This is a genomic window from Streptacidiphilus sp. MAP12-16 (assembly GCF_041262165.1).
Taxonomy (GTDB): domain Bacteria; phylum Actinomycetota; class Actinomycetes; order Streptomycetales; family Streptomycetaceae; genus Streptacidiphilus.
Genome location: NZ_JBGCBY010000009.1, coordinates 271150 through 290111 on the forward strand (window position 1 = coordinate 271150; position 18962 = coordinate 290111).

Annotated in this window: 18 protein-coding genes; 6 read left to right on the forward strand and 12 right to left on the reverse strand. The window is 69.6% G+C overall.

All coding sequences use genetic code 11. From position 1 onward, the window contains the following. Window positions 1–45 precede the first annotated feature (45 nt). A complete protein-coding gene (locus ABIA33_RS14955) occupies window positions 46–810 on the reverse strand; it encodes an SDR family oxidoreductase (RefSeq protein WP_370081478.1) in 765 nt (254 codons plus the stop codon). A gap of 112 nt (window positions 811–922) precedes the next feature. Between ABIA33_RS14955 and ABIA33_RS14960 the strand changes: the two genes are divergently transcribed. Further along, on the forward strand, window positions 923–1801 hold the full coding sequence (locus tag ABIA33_RS14960; RefSeq protein WP_370081480.1) for a sigma-70 family RNA polymerase sigma factor: 879 nt from the start codon (window positions 923–925) through the stop codon (window positions 1799–1801). Between the two features lie 188 nt (window positions 1802–1989). Here the strand turns inward: ABIA33_RS14960 and ABIA33_RS14965 are convergent, their stop codons facing one another. Both ABIA33_RS14965 and ABIA33_RS14970 read right to left on the reverse strand, forming a co-directional pair. Then, window positions 1990–2286: a hypothetical protein gene (locus ABIA33_RS14965; RefSeq protein WP_370081482.1), complete on the reverse strand. Its 297-nt coding sequence runs from the start codon at window positions 2284–2286 to the stop codon at window positions 1990–1992. A gap of 192 nt (window positions 2287–2478) precedes the next feature. Beyond that, on the reverse strand, window positions 2479–3435 hold the full coding sequence (locus ABIA33_RS14970) for a TIGR01777 family oxidoreductase (protein WP_370081484.1): 957 nt from the start codon (window positions 3433–3435) through the stop codon (window positions 2479–2481). Between the two features lie 252 nt (window positions 3436–3687). Here ABIA33_RS14970 and ABIA33_RS14975 point away from each other — a divergent pair, with 252 nt between their 5' ends. Then, complete coding sequence (locus ABIA33_RS14975) at window positions 3688–4572, forward strand: alpha/beta fold hydrolase (RefSeq protein ID WP_370081486.1); 885 nt, start codon at window positions 3688–3690, stop codon at window positions 4570–4572. Window positions 4573–4690: 118 nt separating this feature from the next. Here the strand turns inward: ABIA33_RS14975 and ABIA33_RS14980 are convergent, their stop codons facing one another. Continuing rightward, the gene (locus tag ABIA33_RS14980; protein ID WP_370081488.1) at window positions 4691–4894 is read right to left on the reverse strand and encodes a hypothetical protein; all 204 of its coding nucleotides are present in this window, start codon (window positions 4892–4894) and stop codon (window positions 4691–4693) included. 271 nt (window positions 4895–5165) lie between these two features. Here ABIA33_RS14980 and ABIA33_RS14985 point away from each other — a divergent pair, with 271 nt between their 5' ends. Next, window positions 5166–6035 carry a chitosanase gene (locus tag ABIA33_RS14985; RefSeq protein ID WP_370081490.1) on the forward strand — a complete coding sequence of 290 codons (870 nt, stop codon included), beginning with the start codon at window positions 5166–5168 and terminating at the stop codon, window positions 6033–6035. Window positions 6036–6144: 109 nt separating this feature from the next. Here ABIA33_RS14985 and ABIA33_RS14990 read toward each other — a convergent pair whose 3' ends face one another. The 5 genes from ABIA33_RS14990 to ABIA33_RS15010 all read right to left on the reverse strand — a co-directional run bounded on the left by ABIA33_RS14990 (window position 6145) and on the right by ABIA33_RS15010 (window position 11202). Beyond that, window positions 6145–7449, reverse strand: coding sequence for a glycosyltransferase (locus tag ABIA33_RS14990; protein WP_370081492.1), 1305 nt, complete (start codon window positions 7447–7449; stop codon window positions 6145–6147). Further along, window positions 7446–8426 carry an NAD-dependent epimerase/dehydratase family protein gene (locus ABIA33_RS14995; RefSeq protein WP_370081494.1) on the reverse strand — a complete coding sequence of 327 codons (981 nt, stop codon included), beginning with the start codon at window positions 8424–8426 and terminating at the stop codon, window positions 7446–7448. Before ABIA33_RS14995 ends, ABIA33_RS14990 begins: the two co-directional genes overlap by 4 nt. Before the next feature lie 123 nt (window positions 8427–8549). After that, window positions 8550–9182 carry a sugar transferase gene (locus ABIA33_RS15000; RefSeq protein ID WP_370081496.1) on the reverse strand — a complete coding sequence of 211 codons (633 nt, stop codon included), beginning with the start codon at window positions 9180–9182 and terminating at the stop codon, window positions 8550–8552. Beyond that, a complete protein-coding gene (locus tag ABIA33_RS15005) occupies window positions 9161–10126 on the reverse strand; it encodes a glycosyltransferase family 2 protein (protein WP_370081498.1) in 966 nt (321 codons plus the stop codon). The genes ABIA33_RS15000 and ABIA33_RS15005 overlap by 22 nt, the downstream gene beginning before the upstream one ends. Continuing rightward, window positions 10111–11202, reverse strand: a complete 1092-nt coding sequence (locus ABIA33_RS15010) for a glycosyltransferase (RefSeq protein ID WP_370081500.1) — start codon at window positions 11200–11202, stop codon at window positions 10111–10113. The genes ABIA33_RS15005 and ABIA33_RS15010 overlap by 16 nt, the downstream gene beginning before the upstream one ends. Before the next feature lie 189 nt (window positions 11203–11391). Between ABIA33_RS15010 and ABIA33_RS15015 the strand changes: the two genes are divergently transcribed. Then, on the forward strand, window positions 11392–12348 hold the full coding sequence (locus ABIA33_RS15015; protein WP_370081502.1) for a class I SAM-dependent methyltransferase: 957 nt from the start codon (window positions 11392–11394) through the stop codon (window positions 12346–12348). On the opposite strand, the gene ABIA33_RS15020 is transcribed toward ABIA33_RS15015, so the two are convergent. Continuing rightward, entirely contained in the window at window positions 12321–13082 is a 762-nt protein-coding gene (locus ABIA33_RS15020; RefSeq protein ID WP_370081504.1) for a class I SAM-dependent methyltransferase, read from the reverse strand. The two genes, ABIA33_RS15015 and ABIA33_RS15020, sit on opposite strands and share 28 nt — an antisense overlap. A 263-nt stretch (window positions 13083–13345) precedes the next feature. Here ABIA33_RS15020 and ABIA33_RS15025 point away from each other — a divergent pair, with 263 nt between their 5' ends. Together ABIA33_RS15025 and ABIA33_RS15030 are read left to right on the forward strand one after the other, a co-directional pair. Then, on the forward strand, window positions 13346–14851 hold the full coding sequence (locus tag ABIA33_RS15025; RefSeq protein WP_370081506.1) for a polysaccharide biosynthesis tyrosine autokinase: 1506 nt from the start codon (window positions 13346–13348) through the stop codon (window positions 14849–14851). A gap of 31 nt (window positions 14852–14882) precedes the next feature. Next, a complete protein-coding gene (locus ABIA33_RS15030) occupies window positions 14883–16367 on the forward strand; it encodes an O-antigen ligase family protein (protein WP_370081508.1) in 1485 nt (494 codons plus the stop codon). Here the strand turns inward: ABIA33_RS15030 and ABIA33_RS15035 are convergent. Then, window positions 16273–17397 carry a hypothetical protein gene (locus ABIA33_RS15035; protein WP_370081510.1) on the reverse strand — a complete coding sequence of 375 codons (1125 nt, stop codon included), beginning with the start codon at window positions 17395–17397 and terminating at the stop codon, window positions 16273–16275. The genes ABIA33_RS15030 and ABIA33_RS15035 overlap by 95 nt on opposite strands. Beyond that, window positions 17394–18863: a polysaccharide biosynthesis C-terminal domain-containing protein gene (locus ABIA33_RS15040; protein WP_370081512.1), complete on the reverse strand. Its 1470-nt coding sequence runs from the start codon at window positions 18861–18863 to the stop codon at window positions 17394–17396. The genes ABIA33_RS15035 and ABIA33_RS15040 overlap by 4 nt, the downstream gene beginning before the upstream one ends. Window positions 18864–18962: the final 99 nt, after the last annotated feature.

Here is an 18962-nt window from a genome sequence, read left to right on the forward strand (position 1 = left end):
GATCGCACGAACCGGATCGATCCCACCCCAAGCAACCCCTGTGCGCTACTGGCTCACCCGCTCGACCAGGAAATCCTCCCAGGTCCGCTTGCCCTCAAGCACCCCATCGAGAGACAGGTTGTCGGCGGCCCGGTAGGCGCGGCCTACCTTTCCGGGCATCCGGACCGGCAGCATCGGGCGGCGCTTGCCGCGCGCGCCCAGGTATCCGCGGGCCAGGTCCGCCATCGTGTAGACCGTCGGCCCCACCAGGTCCGGCACCAGGCCTGCTGGCTGGCCGAGCGTCAGTTCCACGAGCCGGGCCGCCACGTCTCGCGAGTCGACCGGCTGGAACCGCAGGCCGCCCGGGCAGGGCACCACCGGCATCTTCGCCATCTTCCCCACCGTGTCCAGGACCAGGTCGTGGAACTGGGCGGCACGCAACGTCGTCCATGGAATGCCGCACTCTGCTATGGCGCGCTCCGCACCCAACTTGGCCCGGAACCAATCGATCGGCATCGTGTCCGCCCCGATCACCGAGATGTACACGATGTGCTTCACCCCGGCTCGCGCCGCGGCCTCCACCAGGTTCCCGGTGGCCCGGTCGTCACCCTTGGGGCCGCCCGCGAGGTGCAGCACGGTCTCGACTCCGGCCACCGCCGACTCGACCCCCTCGCCGCTGAGCAGGTCAGCGGTCACGTACTCGACGCTCTCTGCGGACTCGCGGCGGTGCCGGCTGAGGACCCGTACGTTGCGCCCGGCCTCGCGCAGCAGCGAGACAACATGCCCTCCCAGGGTGCCCGTACCACCGGTGACCAGGATCGTTGACGTCATGACTTCTCTCCTCATTCGCACGGTACGGGAGCCTGCCCCCCGGTACGTTCAACTCGATCTTGCGTATCTGCTTCTGCTGCTATGACCCCCGGCAACCAAGGAATGTGACAGCGTGACCGATCACGACCGGCTGACAGCGCGTTTCGAGGAACGGCGTCCCCAACTGCGGGCAGTCGCCTATCGGATGCTCGGCTCGCTCAGCGAGGCCGACGACGCCCTGCAGGACGCCTGGCTGCGCATCGATCGCGCCGACACCGGCAACGTTGAGAACTTCGGCGGGTGGCTGACCACAGTGGTCGCGCGCGTGTGCCTCAACATGCTGCGCTCACGCGAGAATCGGCGCGAGGACCCGCTCGACGTGTCTGACCCGGTCCTTGACCACGGGTCCGGGGCCGACCCCGAGCAGGAGGCGTTGATGGCCGACTCGGTGGGCCTTGCGCTCCTTGTCGTGCTCGACAGGCTGGCACCCTCGGAGCGACTCGCCTTCGTGCTGCACGACATGTTCGCCGTGCCCTTCGACGAGATCGCCCCGGTGATCGAGAAGACCCCGGCCGCGACGAGGCAACTCGCGAGCCGCGCCCGCCGCCGGGTAAGAGGAGGCACGCCGGTGCCCGACGCCGATCTGGCCCGCCGGCGTCGAGTCGTCGACGCCTTCCTGGCCGCCACCCGCGGCGGCGACTTCGACGCGCTGGTCACACTGCTCCACCCCGACGTGGTCCTGCGAGCCGACAAGTGGGTCGTCCCCACCCCCGAACCCATCTGCGTCAGCGGCGCCCACCCAGTGGCCAAGGGCGCGATGGCCGCCATGCAACGGGCCCAGTCCACCCAACCGGCACTGATCAACGGAGCGGTCGGGCTCGCGATGGCCCCGCTCGGACGACTGTTCCTGGTCCTGACCTTCACCATCACAGATGGCCTGATCACCGAAATCGACGTGATCGCGGAACCGGGCCGCCTCTGCCAACTCGAACTCGCCGTCCTCGACGACTGATCGCCCAAGCCGGGTACGGCGGTGGACAGCGTCACCTGCTCGATGAGACAGGACAGCTGAGGGCGAAGCCCCGTGGATCGCGGGGCGTGAGTCACGCGTCCCAGCCACCCCGTAGGTGGCTCAGACGGAGGAGGCCACGCAGCGGCCAGCAGCGCCCTACCTCCAAGCCCAGTCGTTTGCGGCTGGGTTCAAGTTGGCAGGCATCCGCAGTTGCTTCCGTAGAGGAGGAACCACAGGCCCAGCAGGAGCAGGACGATCAACAGCGTCACGCCCAGCTGTCGTAGTCGAAGCGGTCCAGGGTGTCTCCAGCGGGTGATCGTAGCGACAGCACCGATCGCCAACAGGACGAGGGCACCGGAAGCGAGCACGCGGCTGCTGCGCTGCCAGCTCCAGAAGACTCCCGCGGCGAGGGCAGCCAGAAGCAGGCAACTCAGCACCTGCACAAGGACTTCGCCAACGGTGTCCAGGACGATCTCCTTGATCACCTCCGAGGCTGCCCGCAGAGCGTGGCGTCCGGGCCGTGGTGGAGTTGGAGGGGCCGGACGTGCGGGCGATTCGTGGTCCGGCGTGGTCGTCATCTCCGCCCTTTCGCGTCTTGTGAATTGTGGACTGGCGGAGTCGAATATTCGAAGTGCCTACTCGGGCTCCTCGGGCGGAGGCCTGCTCGTGGCGTGCCTTTACTTGGTGAGGCCTCGGTAAGCGCGCACACGTCGCGTGAGGTCATGGGCGGCCTGTGGCCACTGGGTGTGGTCGAAGGCGAAGCCCGCCTCCAGCAGGCGCGTGGGGACGACGCGGCGGCTTTTGAGCAGGAGTTCGGCGTCCGAGCGCAGTGCGAACGCGCCGAGTTCGGCCATCCACTTCGTTGCGGGCAGGCCCGCCGGGACGCCCCAGGCGCCGCGCAGCGCGCGCATGAACGTGCGCTGCGGGACAGGACCGGGAGCAGCGAGGTTAACCGGCCCGGTGAGATCGTCCCGGTCGGCGAGGAACTCGATGGCGTTGACGAAGTCGTGGTCGTGGATCCAGGACACATATTGCGCTCCGCCCGCGACTGGGCCACCAAGACCGAGCCGGGCCAGCCGCAGGAGGACGTCGAAGACGCCGCCGCGATCAGGGCTCATCACCATGGCTGAGCGTAGGGCGACCTTGCGGGTGTGCGGCGTTTTGGCTTGCCCCTGCGCGCGTTCCCAGGCTTTGGCGATCTCGACGCTGTAGGCCCAGTAGTCCGGGATTCCGGGTTCAGTGCCGCCGATCACGCCGGTCGCCTCATCGTTGGGTGCGTCGAAGCGGTGTGCGTAGATGGTGGCTGTGCTCATTTGCAGCCAGACCCGGGGAGGCCGGGCGACGGCCGCGATCGCCTCGCCCACCACTTGGGTCGAGTGCACGCGCGAGTCCATCATGGCCTGCAGATTGGCCGCGGTGTAGCGGCAACTGACGCTGCGTCCAGCGAGGTTGATCACCACATCGCTGCCATCGATCACCTCAGCCCAGGGCCCCAGGGTCGCGCCGTCCCAGCGGACTTCACGCTCGCGCACCGGCCGTCTGGTCAGGATCGCGACCTCATGGCCTGCGGCGGTCAGTGCGCGGTTCAAGATCGTGCCCACCTGCCCGGTTCCCCCGGGTATCACTACCTTCATCAAGCTCCCCCTCAGTGCATCGGGATGAGCCTAGCGCAGAGAGTTGAACATGTTCAAAAGCGAGCCCAGGCGATCGGAGGTCACGTGATCAGGGGCAGCAATACTTGGTGGCTAGTGCCGCATTGGCCGACCTTTGCCCCTATGGGATGAGGCCCGTCTTGTCTGGGATGATCTCCGATGCGAAGCCCCGGGAGCTGGGCTAGCAGATATCGGCGCGACAGAGCGCAGCACGCGGTCGTAGTATCCGTCGCCGTGGAGACCGCGACGCATGTCATGCGAGGCGCGGCTGGGGAACTCATCAGAGTCGAGGAGTTCGGCGAACCGGACGGGAAGCCGTTGCTCGTGCACGCTGGGAGTCCGGGGTCGCGGCGGCTGTTCCGGCCGGACGCGGAGCTGGCGGCGCGGGAGTTCGGCCTGAGGTTGCTCAGCTACGACCGCCCGGGGTACGGAGGCCGGCCACGTCGCCTGGACCGGCGGATCGCCGACGCGATCAGCGACGTCCGGTGTGTCGCCGGAGAGTTGGGGATCGAACGGCTCGGGGTGTGGGGCTTCTCCGGCGGCGGCTCCTACGCGCTTGCCTGCGCCGCTCTACTACCTGACCTGGTCACCGGCGCGGCAGTCTTCGCCTGCTTCGCGCCGTACGGATCGCCGGGCCTGGACATCTGCGGGGACTGGCCGCAGGAGTCCCGCCGCGAGGTGGACCTGTTCTTCACCGATCGCCCGACCGCACGGGAGATCTGGCGTCAGGACGCGGCCCGCCAGTTCGCCACCCTTGGCACGCCGGAGGGCTGGATGGCCCGCTGGGGCGACGCGGCCGGCACGGACGACGCCCGGAGCTGGGAGGTGGCGTGTCACCTCGCGGCGGTGCAACGCGATTGCCTGACCCAGGGCGACGACGGCTGGTGGGACGACTGGGCAGCGATCCTCACACCTTGGGGCTGCGACCTGACCTCCGTCGACGTCCCGGTTCAGCTGTGGCACGGAGCCCGCGACCGAGCAGTCCCCGTCGCAAACGGCCACTGGCTCGCCGCCCACGTCCCCGGCATAAAGGCGCACTTCCTGGAGCCGGAAGACCACACGAACATAGAACACAACAACAGAGAGGCGGCCTACGCCTGGCTGAGTGGACTTGCCTGATAGGTCTTCTGCGAGTCTGACTCTTCTTGGCCCATGTCGGCATTCTCGCCCTCGATCGCCTCGGCTCAACTCGCTGCGCCGGCAGCAGGAGGCATGGGCGCCGAGCGTGTCCTGAGCGTCAACTCAGGGTTCGGCAGAAGGCCAGGTGGTGGCGGGCGGCGAGGACGTGGCCCGCTGCCCGGCGAGCAGGGCCGTCCTCGGTGAGGGCGGCGGCGAGGTGCACCTTGCTGTGGTCGGCGAGGTAGCCGCCGAGGGCGGCGTCGGGCAGGACGAGCAGCCCCGCGCTCGGCGCCGGCAGATCCCTGGACCTGGTGTCAGACACCTTCCGGGCACGATGCGGTGGAGTTCCCCGCGTCCGGGCCCCACCCCGCTGCGAGGCACTCCCGCGATTGACGGCTCTACGCCCTTGTCATGGATGGGGCGAGAATGAGAACGTAATCAAGTAAGGAAAGCTTCCTAACAATCGGCGCGGTGCGTCCGTGCGTCTGCCAGTCGACCCTGACGGCACCGGAGTTGGCCCCACCGCCACAGATGGCGCAGCAGGGCTCCGGCCACCAGGACGGCTCGCGTACCCTCTCGAAGGCGGAGACCATATGAAGATCAAATCGACTGGAGCGCGGTCGCAGGTCCGCACAGCACCTCGGCTGGCCCTCGTGGCGCTGCTCGTCGTGCTGCCGGCCTCCACCGCGCTGGCCACCGCCGGCCAGGCCTCCGCCGCGGTGTCCACCGCGCAGACCGGCAGGGCCACGGTGAGCGCCGCCTCCACCGGGCTGGACGACCCGCAGAAGAAGGACATCGCGATGCAGTTGGTGTCCAGTGCGGAGAATTCCTCGCTCGACTGGAGGGCGCAGTACACGTACATAGAGGACATCGGGGACGGGCGCGGCTACACGGCCGGGATCATCGGCTTCTGCTCCGGCACCGGGGACATGCTTGACCTGGTCCAGGCGTACACGGCAGCGGAACCCGACAACGTGCTCGCCAAGTACCTTTCCGCCCTGCGCCAGGTCAACGGCACCGCCTCGCACGATGGTCTGGATCCCAACTTCACCACCGACTGGGCCACTGCCGCCGCCGACCCGGTGTTCCAACAGGCGCAGGACGCCGAGCGCGACCGGGTGTACTTCGACCCGGCCGTCCAGCAGGCCAAGGCGGACGGGCTGAGCACGCTCGGGCAGTTCATCTACTACGACGCTGCCGTCATGCACGGCCCAGACGGCTTGAGCGCGATTCGTGACACCGCTCTCAACCAGGTCCAGACGCCCGCGCAGGGCGGCGACGAGACGGCCTACCTCAACGCATTCCTGGAGGCGCGACGGGTCGAGATGCGGAAGGAGGCGGCGCACAGCGACACCAGCCGCATCGACACCGAGCAACAGGTTTTCCTCGACAACGGCAACTTCGACCTCACCACTCCGCTGAACTGGCAGGTCTACGGCCAGAGCTTCTCGATCAGCGGCTGAGAGACCGCCACGGTCGGCGTTGGTTGTTCTCTACCCGAGGCGACCAACGCACCTACCGTCGTGACTGGGTCCGCTGAGGCCGCCCCTGCGTCACGCGGCGGATGGCTGCTCATACCACCCCACCGCGCACTACCCCGAGGAACCCACGCGGCAGTGATGACGCACCCGCGACGGCGGGGTTGCGGTCGCCGTCCGGTGGGCCTGGGGGTGGGCGCAGGTCGGCGAGGCCCAGCAGTCGCCGGTAGCAGGCGTCGACGGCTGCGCACATGACTTCCGGGGTGAACGTGGTCCGGACCCGGGTCCGACCCTGGCGTCCCATCGCAGCGGCCTCGGCCGGGTGGTCCAGCAGCCAGCCGACCGCGCGGGCCAGCGCCGCCGGATCTGCGGGCTCCACCAGCAGGCCGGTGGCGCCGGGTTCGACGAGATCGGGGATGCCGTTCACGCAGGTGGCCACCACCGGACGGGCGGCGGCCAGGGCCTCGGTGAGGGCCCGGCCCAGCCCCTCGTACAGGGAGGAGACCACAAAGATGTCGAGTCCCGCGACCAGTCGTGCCGCATCAAGGCGGTACCCGGTCAGCCGCAGGTCAACGCCCAACTCGGCCGCCAACCGCCGCACGTCCGGCTCCAGCGGTCCGCCGCCCACCATGACGAATGCGGCATCGGGGTGGTCGACCCGTACGGCCGCTGCCATCCGGACGAAGTCCAGCGGCGCCTTCTGATGGTCGATCCGGCCCACCGTACCGACCAGCGGGACTCCGCGTGGGACACCCAGTTCCCGGCGGGCGTCGCGGTCGAAGCCTGTCGGGATCCCGCTCAGATCCACGGCGGAGGGAACCACCTGGACCGCGCCCGGCGGAGCGAGCCGCTGTTCCACGACCTCCCTGGCCAGCTGCGGTGCCACCGCGAGGAACGCGTCCGTGAAACGGCGGGGCAGTTGCTCTAGACGGCGGTACGCCGCGCGGCGGCCACGCGGCATGTGGTCGTGGAAACTGAGCCCGTGGAAGGTGTGCACCACAACCGGAGTTCGACAGAGCCACGCCGCGAGCCGGCCCAGGAAGCCGCCCTTCGCCGAGTGCGTGTGCACGACCGCGAAGCGCTCGCGCCGGATCAAGCGGATCAGCCGGACCAGAACGAACAGGTCGGCGGGTGCGAGCACCTCGCGGAACCCGGGAATCTCGACAGTCCGCAGGCCGGCCGCCCTGGCGCGGTCCCACAGTTCGCCTCCGGGCACCCCGGCGACCCATACCTCGTACACCCGCGGGTCCATGCCGACGGCCGTCAGCAGCGTGTTGCCGCCGGCCCCGGCCCAGAACCGGGTGATCACGTGCAGCACCTTGACCCGCGGCGGTGTCGGCTGCGGCGGGAGCAGATGGGCCGGTGCGACCGGAGCGGGCGCGGCGGGCCAGTACGTCATCCCGGCACCGCCGCATGTGCCGCGAGTTCGGCTACCTCCGTGGCCCACCGTTCTTCGCGTTCGGCCAGAACCATGGCGGCGAGTCCCTCGCTGATGCCCACGCTCGGCCGATAGCCGAAGGCCTGCCGGGCCAGCGAGATGTCAGCCGCGGTGTGACGTACGTCGCCGTCCTGCACCGGGGTTCCGAGCACCCGCACGGGTGCGGCCAACTCGGAGACCTCGGCGATGACCTGGTTCATCGTCACCCGCTGGCCGCCGCCCACATTGGCGACACCGGTCCACGGGCCGAGTGCGGCCTGCCGCATGGCGGTCACCACATCCCGCACATAGGTGAAGTCCCGGGTCTGCTCACCGTCGCCGTGCAGCGGGAACGGTTCGCCGGTGAACGCGGCTCGGATCAGCCGGGCGAACGCCATGTCGGGCCGTTGGCGCGGTCCGTACACGCTGAACAGTCGAAGCGAGACCGTCGGGACCCCGAAGCAGGTCCGGTAGAGCTCGCACAGTTGCTCGGCCGCGAGCTTGGTCACCCCGTAGGGCGACACCGGCCTGGGACACAGGGTCTCGGCGGTGGGGTATGCCTCGGCGTCGCCGTAGACGGACGAGCTCGACGCGTAGACCAGTCGGTACAGGCGCGCCCCTCGGGCAGACTCCAGCACACACTGCGTCGCCTGGACGTTGCGGTCCAGGTAGAGAGCGAACTGGCGGCCCCAGGATGCGCGGACCCCCGGCTGACCGGCCAGGTGGTAGACGACCTCCGCGTCGGCGAGCAGCTCGTCCAGCGGCAGCGCGAGCACATCACCGCGTCTGAAGGTGAACCGCTCCCGGCCCAGCAGATGCGCGAGGTTTCGCCGCTTGCGCGAAGGATCGTAGTAGTCGGTCATCGCGTCGACGCCGACGACGTCGTCGCCGCAGGCGAGCAGGTGCTCGCACAGATGGGACCCGATGAATCCGGCCGCACCGGTCACGAAGGCTCGCACCCGGAACCACCTCCCTGCCTCCCTGGGTGGCCGCCGTTCGTCCGGTTCGGATCGGGCGGCTCCTTCTGCTCTGACGCTAGGTCAGCAGGGCTCGGGCAAGATCCCATCGCAGCACGAGATCGGCTACGTCATCCGCGCAGGTACGGCCAGCCGGCGCACGGTGCGCAGCACCAGTCCGAGTTCACGCACCAGCGTGGGCGCGGCGAGGAACTCGGCGTCGAGCGCCACCCGGCGCGGCACCAGCACATCGAGGTAGTACGCCTCGGGATCGCGGACTCCGTCGGGAGGCGCCGCGAGCTCCCGCGAGCGGAGCTGGACCGGGCCGGTGATACCCGGGCGGTAGGAGAGCACCCACCGGCACTCCGCGGGGTAGCGGCGGGCCAGCCCCAGGGTCTCGGGCCGCGGGCCGACCAGCGTCATATCACCGCGCACCAGGTTGAGCAGCTGCGGCAGCTCGTCCAGGCTGGTCCGGCGGATCAGCCTGCCCAGCGGCGTCACCCGCGGGTCGGCACCGGTGGTCACGTCGGGACCGTCCGATCTCCAGCGCATGGAGCGGAACTTGTAGAGGGTGAAGGCGATCCCGCCCTCGCCGACCCGCTGCTGGCGGAACAACGCCGGCCCCTGGCTGGTGACCCGTACCAGCAGGGTGAGTACGGCGAGCAGGGGCGAGAGGACCACGAGTGCGAGGAGTCCGCAGGCGATGTCCAGCGCTCGGCGGGTACGGGACGGTGTGGTCACGCGGCCGACGCGGTCCATGGATCGCTCCCTCGGTACGCGCTCGGCATCGACCGCAGCAGCCAGCGCAGGTAGTCCCGGTACCCGGTCGCGGTGTCCCGGACTTCCGCGCGGCTGCCCCGCAGCACCGCCCTGGCGACACGGGCGGTCAGCTCGACGGACAGGGTCAGGGCGACGAGCAGGCTCGCCTTCCAGCGCGGCCAGTGGTGAAACGCGAACAGGCTCCGGCTGCACAGTGAGTAGGAGAGCCGCAGGCCGCGGATCTGGTCCGAGCTGACGTTTCCGATGTGCTGCACCCGCGCGTCGCTGAGGTAGTACGACAGCCAACCGCGCCGGCGAGCCCGCAGTGCGAAGTCCACGTCCTCCTGGTAGAGGAAGAAGCGTTCGTCGAAGCCGCCGAGGTCGTCGAACAGGGATCGGCGCACCAGCGAGAACGCGCCGATCACCTGGTCCACCGCTCCGGAGCCGGTCAGCTCCGCGGCCGCCAGGTGATGCGGGGGGAAGACCGCGGGCAGCGCCCGGTCGAGGCCGGTCATCGTCCCGATGTACGAGGTCAGGGTGGGGAACCGGGAGCAGGAGATGCCGGGCTGACCACGCTCGTCGAGCATCCGGCCGCCGCAGATGCCGACGACCGCGGCTTCCTGGGTGCGCATGAACTCCCCTACCGTCCGCAGCGTGTCCGGGTACAGCTCGGTGTCCGGATTGAGGAACAGCAGGTAGGTGCCGGAGCAGTGCGCGGCGCCCTGGTTGCAGGCTGCCGCGAAGCCCAGATTGCGGCGGTTGTGCACGGTCGTCACCCGGAGCGACGGGAGCTCAAGTCCCTCGGCGGATCCGTCGTGCGAGGCGTTGTCGACGACAACGACCTGGTCGACCGGCAGGACCGAGCGGTCGCTGCGCTCGATCGAGCGGAGGCAGGCCTGGAGCCTGTCCCCGGTGTTCCAGTTCACGATCACGACGTCGAGCATCTGGGCACCATCCCGGGCTGCTCCGTCCCGAGTTCCAGAGCGGACTGCCACTCCGTCAGCCATGCCTGGTAGGAGTACTCCTGGCAGGTGACCTGGTGGGCCTGTGCTCCGTGCCGCTCTCGCGTGGCAGCGGAGCTGTCCAGCAGCCCGAGGATCGCGTCGGTCCACTCCCCCGGGCCGTGTGGTCCGGGCATGCCGAAGCGCGAGAGGATCTCGGCGTTGACCCCGATCGGGCTGGCCACCGCCGGCAGCCCGACGGCCCCGTACTGGAGCAGCTTGTATCCGCACTTCCCCCGGCTGTACGGAGTGTCCGGCACCGGCATCACCCCGATGTCGAGGTCCGCGAGGACGGTCCGCTGGACCGATTCGCTCCAGGCGAGGCGGTCGATGAAGTCCTCGATCGGGCCGAGCGAACGGCGGGTGGTACCGATCAGGGTCAACCGCGCACCGGTCCGGGCGTGCACCTGCGCCAAGGCGTCCGCGATGAGCAGGAGGCATCTCTCGTTGTCCCGCGATCCGACCCAGCCGAGCCGGGGCGGGTCGTGCAACGCGTACTGACTCTTCCGCAGATAGGCCGACGGGGTGACGCAGCTGGGAATCACCCGCACGTCGCGATGGAATCCCGACGCCCACTCGGCCAGGACCGGGCAGCCCGCGACCACCCGGTCGGCGCAGCCCACCGCGGTCAGCGCCTTGGCCGCCTTGGGGGCCAGCCGCCGTGCCAGGCCGCCGCTCCCGTAGTCCCACTGCAGGGCGTCGTCGAAGTCGTACACCGCGAAGTCAGCCCGGGTGATCAACCGTCGTTCCAGGCCGCCCCGGCTGAGCGGGGAAGCCTCGCGGTGGAGCAGCAGCCGCTGCGGTCGTGCGTTGGCGAGCTCGCGCAGCCTGAGTTCCGCCCGGGCCACTGCGGCCGGACGCCGGACCAACTGCGAGGGCCTGGCATCACTGCGGGCAAGGTAGCTGCTGACGACGAATTCGGTGTCGAGCAGGTCCAACCACTCGAAGACGCGTACGCGCGCACTGCCCGCGCCACGGCCGTAGGGCGTGACCACACAGTTGCGAACGGGGATGTCCATGGCCCTCACCAGGCGAGCGGCGGTTTTCTTCGGTCTGTTCCAGACTCAACGTAGGCGGAGGTCGGACGTCGACGGCTCCCGCATTCGGACGAGATCGGCGTAGCTGTTCGCCGTAGCCGTTCGCCTCAGCCGTTCCCCGTAGCCGTTCGCCGTAGCTGATCGGCGCGGCGCACTGCCTCGGGAGAGTTCATGCCGCTCATCGACCTGGACGCGATCAGACCGCTGCTGGTGTGCCCACGCTGCCGGTCCACGCTGCTTGCGGCGCCCCACTCCTTCCACTGCGCGGCACCCGACTGTCCGTACCACCCCGCGGGCTCCTTCCCGATGGTCGGACGGTGGCCGGTCCTGGTTGACTTTGAGCGCAGTGTGCTGCGTCGCGAGCAGGTGGGCCTGGCCGCCGGTGCGGCGCTCCCCCGGTCGGCGGTGGACCGGCTTCCGCCCGCGTTGCGCGGGCTGTGGAAGCCGGTCAATCGAGCGGCGGTCCGAAACGTCGACCGACTGTTGCGGTCGTTGCCAGGGTCAGCGCCGACTCTGCTGGTCGTCGGCGGTGCGACCGTGGGCAACGGGACGGCCGCCGTGTACCGCGACCCCAGGGTCCAGGTCATCGGGTTCGACATCGTCACAGGCCCGTCCACCCAGTTTTTGGCTGACGCCCACCAGATCCCGCTGGCCGACCGGAGTGCCGATGCGATCGTGGTCCAGGCGGTCCTGGAACACGTACTCGACCCAGAGCTGGTGGTCGCCGAGATCCACCGGGTACTCAAGGACGACGGTCTTGTCTATGCCGAGACCCCGTTCCTGCAGCAGGTGCACGCCGGCGCCTACGATTTCGTCCGCTACACCGCCAGCGGGCATCGCTTCCTGTTCCGAAGGTTCGCCGAGATCGACGCCGGAACGGTGGCCGGCCCCGGAACCCAGCTGGTGTGGAGCATCGACCACCTGGTCCGCGGACTGACCCGTTCGGCGACCGCAGGCCGGCTGATCCGCGCCCTGCTGTTCTGGCTGCGCCGCCTCGACGCCGCCGTCCCCGCCGCCTACGCGGCCGACAGCGCCTCCGCACAGTACTTCCTCGGCCGCAAAAGGGATCGCGAGATGTCGCCCGAGGAGATCATCGCGTACTACCGCGGCGCGCAAAGATCTCGCTGAGTCGTCCCGCCGAGTCGGTCCGCAGCGGCCGCGCTCTTACGGGCCACGCCGACCAGGATGTACCGCCACCGCTCGGGCGCGAGGCGATCGAGCAGCACCCGGTCCACGGTTCCCATGACCCGCCGTTGCCGCTCGGACCTGCCGAACGCCCCGAGCAGTCCGAGGGTCGTTCGGTCGAAGCTCTCGAAGCACGACAGGAGCCGGTCGGCCCTGTCCAACGGAACGTACTTCCACCCTTTTCCGCCCCAGCCGTAACGGCTGCGGAAGAACTCATGCACCTTGCTCCCCGGCGCGTTCTCCGCCAACCACAACTCGCCGCCCGGCCTCAGCGCCGCGTGCATGCCCAGCACTGCGCTCCGCTGCCGGTCGAGAGCGCCGTCATCTCCGCTCATCCCGAAGAATCCCAGCAGTGATTTGAACGCGACCACGTCGAAGATCCCGGTGTACGGCATATCGAGTACGTCGATCTGCTCATAGGAGACAGCGTCGCCGAACCCGTGCTCGGCATGCGACGCCCGTGTCTCGGCCGAGGGCGGCTCAGCGCCGGAACACACCACCCGGAAACCCTTGGCGGCCAGCCACAGCGAGAGGTTTCCGTGCCTGCCCCCGGCCCCGACCTCCAGAGCGGACCGGGCGTCTGGGCCCAGCGCACTGTGCCGCTCCCAGAACCCGAGACACCTGGCCCAGTTCTCGACGTCCCAGCCGATGCTGTCCTGAACGAGCCTCAGTCCCATCGCTCCTCGCACCCCTCGGATTGCTGATCAGACCGGTGATCGCAGAAGCAGGCTAATCCGGTTGCGCCGCGGGGGGATCTGTTGGCGGTGCGAGTTCCAGTACGACGTCTGCGGCCGACCGGCCGTCACGGTGGCGCAAATGACGTAGCCGAAGTCCTGCCGCTGGCGCATCCGGGCTCGACCGCGACTTCGTACGGTGAGTTCATCCGGCGGTCACCGTGCCCGATGGACGGCGTGGCCGATGCACGGACGGAGGATTCCCGATGGACCTACGCGACTACGTCCGAGTGCTGCGCGAGCGGTGGCGCATCGTCATCGCCTGCCTGGTGATCGGTCTGGCTGCGGCAGCCGCGGCGGTCGCGCTGACACCGCGGACGTACACCGCACACGCCCAGCTCTTCGTCGCCACCAGCGACGTGAACAGCGCCAACGCCTACCAGGGCGGCCTGTTCTCGCAGGAGCGGGTCCAGTCCTACACGCAGATCATCGACAGTCCGTCCGTCATCAACGGCGTCATCGCCACGCTGGGCCTGCACACCACACCCGAGCAGCTCGCCGGACAGATCAGCGCGACCGCACCACTCGACACCGTCCTGATCGACATCAAGGTGACGGACACCTCGCCGCAGCAGGCACAGGCCATCGCCAATGCGACGGCCTCCCAGTTCACGACCTTCGTGGCCGGGATCGAGCCGACGTCGCCGAACGGAGTCCCGCTGGTGAAAGTCAGCGCAGTCGGGCCGTCCGTAGCGCCGACCGCGCCGACCAGTCCCCAGTCGACGCTCTACCTGGGGATCGGGGCCGTGGTCGGCCTCGCCCTGGGCGTCAGCGGCGCACTGGTGCGCGCGGCGGTCGACACCCGGATCAAGACCCGCGACGACATCCGCCAGGAGCTCGGTCTGCGGACGCTCGGCGCCATCCCCTTCGACTCCTCGTCGCGCCGCACGCCGCGGTCTGCGGACGCATACCGGGACGCTTCCCGGTCGGCGCGGACCGAGGCCGTCGATCAACTCTGCACCAGCATCCGCTACCTCGGCGGAGACGATCCGGCCCGATCGATGGTCGTCACGAGCGCGCTCCGCGCTGAGGGCAGAACCACCACCGCAGTCGACCTGGCGGTGAGCCTGGCGCAGGCCGGCCGCCGCGTCATCCTGGTCGAGGGTGATCTGCGTCGGCCGCGACTGGCCGAACTCCTCGGCCTGGCAGGAACGATCGGGCTCACCGACGTCCTGCGGGGGACGGCCGAACTCGACAGCGCCCTGCAGGACTGGGGCGACGGCCTGCTGCGGGTCGTGGTCAGCGGCGGAACCGCGGCCGACCCCACCGAACTGCTCGCCAGGCCCGCCCTGGGCAACGTCCTGCGCGCCCTCGAGGCACGTGCGGACCTGGTGCTCCTGGACAGTCCACCGCTGCTGCCGTTCACCGACGGCGCCGTGCTCGCCGCTGAAGCCGGTAGCGCCTGCCTGGTCGTACGGTCGGGACGAACCTCCCGCGCGCAGGCGCACCGCGCGCTCGACTGCCTGGCAGCGGTCGACGCACGGATGCTGGGCGTCGTCCTCACCATGGCGTCCAAGGAGCAGTCGGACACTGCCCACGACCGCCGCAGCGACTCCGCGGACGGCTGTGCGGCGCCCTCCGGGCCGCGTCCGACACCCTGGAGCACGGGCCGGGACGGCGAACCCGAGTCGGCCGGGTCGCCACTGACGGACGGCGTGCCGGTACTGACGCTGGACCCGCCGAGCACCCGACTCAGCAACCGGCGCACCTAGTGGTACCCCGCGGAAGTCCTGCGAGGCAGCGATGTCACCGCACGCGGTAGCACTGGTCCTGGGGATCACGGCCCTGCTGGCCGTGATCCCCATCCTGCTCGCGGCGCGGCGCGCGCGGGCCTTCGGCGACTGGGACCTGACCGCCACCTTCGTCCTCGCCGTCGGGATGATCGCGAGTCTGCCCACCATCCTGTCCGGCCTCGGCACAACCCAGCCGGTGACCGTGAACGCCTTCGGCACCGTCCAAGTAGGGCTCTCGGCCGGCGCCTACCGGGTGGACCAGGCCGGAAACGCCGTTCTCCTGGGCGGCAGTGTGCTCTTCTTCGCCCTGAGGTGTTTCAGTGGCAAGGCGCGGCTCAATGTCGCGCCGCTGATCGCCGCCGGGATCTGTCTGGTCACCGCGACCTCCGATGCGCTGAACGGGCATCAGATATTCGCGAGCAGGCAGGTCGTTCTGCTGGTCGTGCTCCTGGCTGCCGCTGTCGCGCGACCGGGCCGCTCCGCCTTCCTCGGGGCGGCGGCGAGCGGACTGGTGTTGGTGGTGCTCGGCGGCATACGGGCGCTGGTGAACGCCAACGGCGTCTTCCGCGACTGCCGATCCGACAAGTGCGGTGTCTTCGGGGTCCTGTACACGGGCGTGTTTCCCAACGAGAACACCTTCGGGCTGGCCCTGGCACTCAGCATCCCGTTCGTCTGGATCGCGCTGCGCGGTCGGGTGCGGGTGGTCCTCGCCTGCTATCTGGCCTCGGTCGTGCTCGCGACCGGCAGCCGACAGGCCATCGCGACCGCCGTCGCCGCGCTGCTGTTCCTGCTGGTCCTTCGGCCCCAACTACCCGAGCCGTGGAGCCTGGACAAGGCCGACGCGAGGACCGGTGCGACGGGGAGAACCTGGGTGGTACTGGGTGGTGTCGCCGTGGCGGGGGGCGCGGGGTTCGCCCTGCCCTTCCTGAACCTCGGCCCCGACTCCTTGTCGCAACGGGAGGTCTTCTGGAGCGTCGCCAGGGAACAGCTGCCCGCTTCGCCGATCGTCGGGTTCGGCGCCAAGGCCTGGGCCGATCTCTACCAGGTGGGGCAGATCCCCGTGGCGCTCACCTATTCGGTGCACAACCAATGGCTCGACATCCTCTACGCGGGCGGGATCATCGGCCTCCTCGGCTTCCTCGCACTGCTTGCCTACCTGCTATTGCGGGGCGGCAGCGGCGGCCTCGCGGTCTCCTCGTGCGTAATCATCCCGGTGCTGGTCACCTCGTGCCTGGAACGACCGTGGTCCTTCGGCATCAATGACTGGCTCACCTTCACCTTGGTCGCCGCCACCCTGATCCCAGTGACGGCGCACGGCAGCAGAGGTAGCGGCACCCCCGCGCCGACGCAGCGGCCGACCGAGCGAAGGAGCCGACGGTCACTGTCAGGAGCCCACGCCTCTACTGCCCCGCTGGTCGGGCCAGCAAGGACTGCAACGGGCGCAGGGTCTCGTCCCAGGCCAGTCGGCTCGCCTGGGCGTGGGCTTCGTCGCTGATCCGCCGCCACTCCTGTTCGTCACCGAGGGCTGCCACGGCGGACAGGAACGTCGACTCGTCGTAGGTCACCGATCCGCGCAGCTGGTCAAGGTGGCGTCGCCAGGCGGGTACCAGAACCGGGAGCCCCTGCGCGAGGTACTGCAGGTGCTTCGCCGAGAAGCCGTCCCGACGCAGCTGGTCCTGCGTACAGGTGACCAGCCCGACCTGGTACCCCTGCAGCACCTGGGGCGGCGCGTAGCCTCGGTAGTTGAGGCCGAGCCTGGGGTCGGGCGGCGGACCCCCGTAGACGTCGATGTGGGGGTAGAGCCGGGACAGCCGCGACAGCAGCGGGAGATCGATGAACCGGGACCCCAGCGATCCGAGGTAGACGATCCGCAGCGGGTCCGCGAAACGGACCCGGCTGGGCGAAGGCGTGCAACCGAAGTTCAGGGTCAGCAGGTTGCGGCCGCTGATCCCGTAGTGCTCGACGGCATACCGCGCGTAGGAGTCCCAGTGGAAGGCCAGGTGGTCCACGCTCTCGAAGAGTTCTGCCTCCAGCCGGCGGAACTTCCGGTGCTGGCGCCCGGTGAGCCTTCCCTCGTAGAACACCTCGTCGGCCCACGGCGTGGGGCAGTCGTACAGCGTGCGTGCGGTGCCGGCCGCGGTCAGCGCACCAGCGTCGTAGGGATCCTCACAGATGATCAGGTCGAACTCGTCGAGCGGGAGGGCGGATCTGAGGATGCCGCGGCGCAGTCGGTAGTCCGCACGCAGGGCGTAGTAGGAGAGGAATCGCCGTCCTGCGCCCCAGTGGCGGAGCACCAGAGCGGTCATCGCCTCGGTCGCGTACAGCGCCATCCTCCTCGGCGCCGGTGCCGGCAGCCGACGGCCGAAGCCCGACGGCGACGTGGACGCCCGGCTCAGCAGGAAGGTGTCGACCAGGCGCACCTCGTGGCCGTGCTCCTGGAGGAAGCGCCGGATCTGGAGCGGCTTGAGTTGGTTGGCGTAGCCGTCCAACTGGCCGATGATCAGGACCTTCTTGGCAGCAGTCATCGAGGACCTCCGCCCTGCACCGCCAGGATCGCGGCCACGGAGAGGCCGGCCGCTGCCGGTAGGCCGGCCAGCATGAACGGCACCGTGCCGTGCCACCCCGTTCCCACGATGGGCAGTTCGCCCGCGACAGCCACCAGCACCGCGAGCGCGATCGCCAGGACCCATCGCCCTGGGATCGGTTGCCGGTGCAGTTCGGCGACCCGGCCGCACAGCACGACGAAGTACAGGGATCCGGCCACCAGTCCGACGGCGGTGGCGGCGACCACCCCGACCACCCCGAACAGCAGCGCCAGCGGCACGGTCAGCGCGGTATTGACCAGCGTCGCGAACCAGGAGTAGCGGGTCTCCAGTCCAGGGCGGCCGATCGCCCGGACCAGGCAGGTCCGCATCCCGGTGAGCGCGACATGCACGGTGTACCCCGCCAGGAGCGTGGCCGCCACCACCCCGCTCAGCCGCAGTCCCGGGCCCAGCCACACGGGCACGGCGAACACGACAGCCGCAGTCGACACTGCCCCGTAGGCGAGCACGGCCGGCAGCCAGCGGGACTGCAGCCGGTGGAACTCCCGCACCGCGCCGGGCAGGCCGTGCCGGGCGAAGCCGGTCGTCATCCGGGTGAGGATCGGCGGGAACGCGTAGAGCGGGAGGCTCCGCACCGCGGACGCGGCCTGGAGGCCGGCGGCATAGATCCCCACGAAGCGAATCGGCAGGACCGCGGCGATCACGAAGGCATCGATCTCGCCGTTGAGGAAGACCGTGAGACCGGACAGCTGCATCCGCAGGGCGTAGCCGCCGAAGTCCCGGCGCTCGCGCGAGGGCGGCAGCAGTGGACGGTGGATGGCGACGTGCCGCGCCGCCAGCACGAATCCGCCGGCCAGCAGGACCACGAACCTGAGGGCGGTGACGGCGGCCAACGCCGTCAGCGACCCGCCGTGACCGATGACCAGTACCACCCCGGCCGCGTAGACGGCGCAGGAGCAGAGCGTGACACCTGCCAGCCCCCGGAACCGGGCGTTGGCCTGCAGCAGCGAGGTGGCCGAGTTGGTGACCAGCGCCAGGGTGACCAGCGGGCCCAGGAAGCGCAGCACCTCGACGGCCTCGCCCCGCAGCTGGGGCGGGATGTGCAGGAGGGAGGCTGCGGGTGCCAGCAGCACGCAGAGACCGCTGAGGAGCAGGCCGAGTGCCGTGAACAACGCCAGCGATCCCAGAACGAGGCGCCCGGTCCCCGTGCGGTCGCCACGAGCGCCGTGGAACGCGTAGAAGCGCGCCAGCGAGGCGCTGACGCCGCCGTCCAGGGAGGTGAACGTCCACAGGAGCAGCAGGATCAGTGACCAGACACCGAAGCGGTCCAACCCGAGGTGACGGATCAGATAGGGCGTGAGCGCGACGTTGACCAGCAGGGGTGCGGCCTGAGCGATCGCGCTGTAGCCCACTCCGGTGAAGAGATCTGCTCCCGTGGCGCCGAACAACCGGCCGAGTGGGGTAGATCGAGCACGTGGGCGGTCGAGGATCATCAATGCCCTGCCCTCCAGCCTGTATTGGCAACGTACCTCGCGGGGTCCGGGCTG